Raw genomic sequence first — 3181 nt, 5'->3', positions numbered from 1 at the left:
TCCCCAGCCCGATCCCCCCAGCCCGATTCCCAGTCGCAGGGTCCCCGCACGTGAACAGCATCATCCAGGGCATCGCCAGCTTCCAGGGCAGCGTCTTCCCCGGCCAGCGCCAGATGTACCAGCAGCTCGTGCGCGACGGTCAGCACCCGAGCGCGCTGATCATCGCCTGTGCGGATTCCCGGGTCTCGCCCGAGCACATCACCCAGGCGGGGCCGGGCGACCTGTTCGTCTGCCGCAACGCCGGCAACATCGTGCCCCCGGCCTCCGACGTGATCGGCGGCGTCTCTTCGGCGATCGAGTACGCCGTGGTGGCCCTGGGGGTGCGCGACATCGTGATCTGCGGCCATTCCGATTGCGGCGCCATGGGCGGCCTGATGAAGCCGGACCTCCTGAAGAAGATGCCCAGCGTCGCGGCCTGGCTGCGCCACGCCGAGGCGGCCGAGCGCATCGTCTGCGAGGCCTATCCCGAGGGGATGGACCCGCAGGAGCGTCACCGGGCGCTCGCCCTGGAGAACGTGGTGGTGCAGCTCGCCAACCTGCGCACCCATCCGAGCGTCGCCGCCGGCCTGGCCAAGGGCCGCTTGCGCCTGCACGGCTGGTTCTTCGAGATCGAATCCGGCGCGCTGCTGGCCTATGACGGCACCACCGGGCGGTTCCGGCCGATCGCGGAGGCGGACATGCCGGTGGCCCAGGCTCCCGCCCTGGCCCCCGCCCTGGCCGGCAACCGGATGCAGGCGGCGTGAGCGGCGCGTCGCTCGCCGGCCTGCGCGACCGGCTCGGTCCCGGCAGCGCGGTCCGGACCAGCCTGGCGCGGGACCTGCCCGCCTCGTTCGTGGTGTTCCTGGTGGCGCTGCCCCTGTGCATGGGCATCGCCATCGCGTCCGGGGTGCCGCCCGAGCGCGGCCTGATCACCGGCCTCGTCGGCGGCATCGTGGTCGGGCTGATCGCCGGCTCGCCGCTCCAGGTCAGCGGGCCGGCGGCGGGGCTCGCCGTGATCGTCTACGGGTTCGTGCAGGCGCACGGGCTCGACGCCCTGGGCCCCGTCCTGGTGGTGGCCGGCCTGGTCCAGCTCGCCGCCGGCGCCCTGCGGATCGGCGGCTGGTTCCGGGCGATCTCGCCGGCCGTGGTGCACGGCATGCTGGCCGGCATCGGCATCCTGATCGTGCTCGCCCAGCTCCACGTCCTGACCGACGCCATGCCCCAGGCGAGCGGGCTCGACAACCTCGTGGCGATCCCGGCCGCGTTCTTCGACTTCGTCACCGGGGTGGGCGACCGTCCCGGCGCGGTGCTGGTCGGGGGCGCGACCATCGCGGCGATGATCGCCTGGGAGCGGTTGCGCCCGGCGCGGCTCCGGCTGCTGCCGGGTGCGCTGATCGGGGTGCTGGCGGGCAGCCTGGTGGCCGGGGTCGGCGGCCTCGCGGTCAAGCGCGTCGTGGTGCCGGAGGCGATCTTCTCCGGCCTCGCCCTGCCGAATCCGGAGGCCTGGGCGCGGCTCGCCGAGGCCGAGATCGTCGTGATGGCGCTGGTCATCGCGGTCATCGCCAGCGCCGAGAGCCTGCTCTCGGCCGCCGCCGTCGACCGCATGCATCACGGCCCCCGGACCCGGTTCGACCGGGAACTGGGCGCGCAGGGCGTCGGCAACCTGATCTGCGGGCTCCTGGGCGCCCTGCCGATGACCGGGGTGATCGTGCGCTCCTCCGCCAACGTGCAGGCCGGGGCGGTCACCCGGGCCGCCACGGTGATGCACGGGCTCTGGATCCTGGCCTTCCTGGTCGCCCTGCCCTGGCTGCTGGCGCTGGTGCCCACCGCGAGCCTCGCCGGCATCCTGGTGGTCACCGGCTGGCGGCTGGCGAGCCCGGTCCACGGCCTGCACCTGCGGGCCCGCTACGGCTGGACCACCGCGGCGATCTGGTTCGCCACGCTGGCGACCGTGGTGGCGGTGGACCTGCTGAGCGGGGTGCTCACCGGGCTGGCCCTGAGCCTCGCCCAGACCCTGCCGAGCCTGCGCAAGGGACGGCTGCGGATCGAGCACGCCGCGGCCCCGGAGGTCCCGGGGGTGCCGGAGCTGCGGCTGTCCGGGGCGGCGACCTTCCTGCAGCTGCCGACCCTGACGGCGGCGCTGGAGCGCACCCCCGTGGGCGGCGAGGTCCGCCTCGGCACCGAGGACCTCGCGGCCATCGACCATACCTGCCTGGAGATGATCGGCGACTGGGCGAGCCGGCGCATGGCCGCCGGGACCCGCGTCGCGGTGGTCGGCGGATCGGGCCTCCCGCACGACCGCCTCGCCGCCGCGGTCGCCGCCCCCGCGCAGTGAGACGACGGCCCCCCGTCGGACGACGCGACGGGGGGCCGTCTCGGCATCGCGAACAGGGATCGCCGGACGGGTCGATGACCGGCCCGGCCCGCACGGGACCGGCGATCCGCGACCTGCGATCCGGGATCTTCGCATCCGGTTAAGACTGAATCTTCGCGCCCTCTTAAGACGCCATCGCCACACTCGCCCGGCCCACCCGCTGTCCGGGATCCCGCCGGACGCGCGTCCTCGGCAGGGAGCGTCGCCGATGTTCAGGTTCCTCGCGGTCCCGGTCGCCTGCCTGGCCCTGGCCGGAGCCGCCGTCGCGCAGGAGCAGGCCGCCGCCGGGGCGACGGCGGCGAGCCCCGCTCCGGAGGCTCGGCTCCCGGATCCCGGGGCCCGCCTCGACAGCCTCGCGCTCCGTCACCCGGAGCCCGAGGCCGCCCAGACCACGGCCTCCCTGAAGAGCCCGGCCGACCTGCCCAGGGAGGCGCTCGGACCGGCTCCCAGGCCCGCCCCCAGGCCCTGGTGCGCGCAGGAGCGGCGCGTCGGCACAGGGGCCGGATTCTGCCTGATCAACTAGCGCGTGGTCTTGTGGTGTAACGCGGCCCTGTTTCGGAAGCGACGCCCGATCATGGGTTTCCAAAGGGCTGGGTTTCCAAAGGGCTTGCAGCCCTTTGGCCGGGTTCGGGGGCGGAGTTCCTGAGTGAACGGGGCTTTGCCCCGCCGCAGGGCTCCGCCCTGCACCCGCAAAAGGTCGTAGACCCAGCCCTTTCAAGGTGTTTGGCTCGGGCCTAACTCGTTGCGATGACGCAAGCATCGGACGGATCGGGTTGCCCGTGGCGGGCTGTCCTGGAGCGGTTTGAGCAGAAGGCGCCAGCCAGCGTG

3 protein-coding genes are annotated in these 3181 nt (G+C 73.8%); all 3 read left to right on the top strand.

The features are described from left to right. The first annotated feature begins 50 nt into the window (after positions 1-50). The 3 genes from FV233_RS28835 (at position 51) to FV233_RS28825 (ending at position 2876) form a co-directional block, all read left to right on the top strand. Positions 51-743, top strand: a complete 693-nt coding sequence (locus FV233_RS28835; RefSeq protein WP_147857952.1) for a carbonic anhydrase — start codon at positions 51-53, stop codon at positions 741-743. After that, positions 740-2314: a SulP family inorganic anion transporter gene (locus tag FV233_RS28830; protein WP_238262315.1), complete on the top strand. Its 1575-nt coding sequence runs from the start codon at positions 740-742 to the stop codon at positions 2312-2314. The genes FV233_RS28835 and FV233_RS28830 overlap by 4 nt, the downstream gene beginning before the upstream one ends. Positions 2315-2561: 247 nt before the next feature. Then, positions 2562-2876: a hypothetical protein gene (locus tag FV233_RS28825; protein ID WP_147899572.1), complete on the top strand. Its 315-nt coding sequence runs from the start codon at positions 2562-2564 to the stop codon at positions 2874-2876. The last annotated feature ends 305 nt before the right edge of the window (positions 2877-3181 follow it).

The sequence above is a fragment of the Methylobacterium sp. WL7 genome (assembly GCF_008040085.1).
In the GTDB taxonomy this organism is placed as follows: Bacteria; Pseudomonadota; Alphaproteobacteria; order Rhizobiales; family Beijerinckiaceae; genus Methylobacterium; species Methylobacterium mesophilicum.
Note: the sequence above shows the minus strand (reverse complement) of the source record. Positions and strands in the feature narration are given on the sequence as shown.

Coding starts and splice junctions, on each gene's coding strand:
- FV233_RS28825 (WP_147899572.1), top strand. CDS start 2,562: ATGTTCAGGTTCCTCGCGGTCCCGGTCGCCTGCCTGGCCCTGGCCGGA.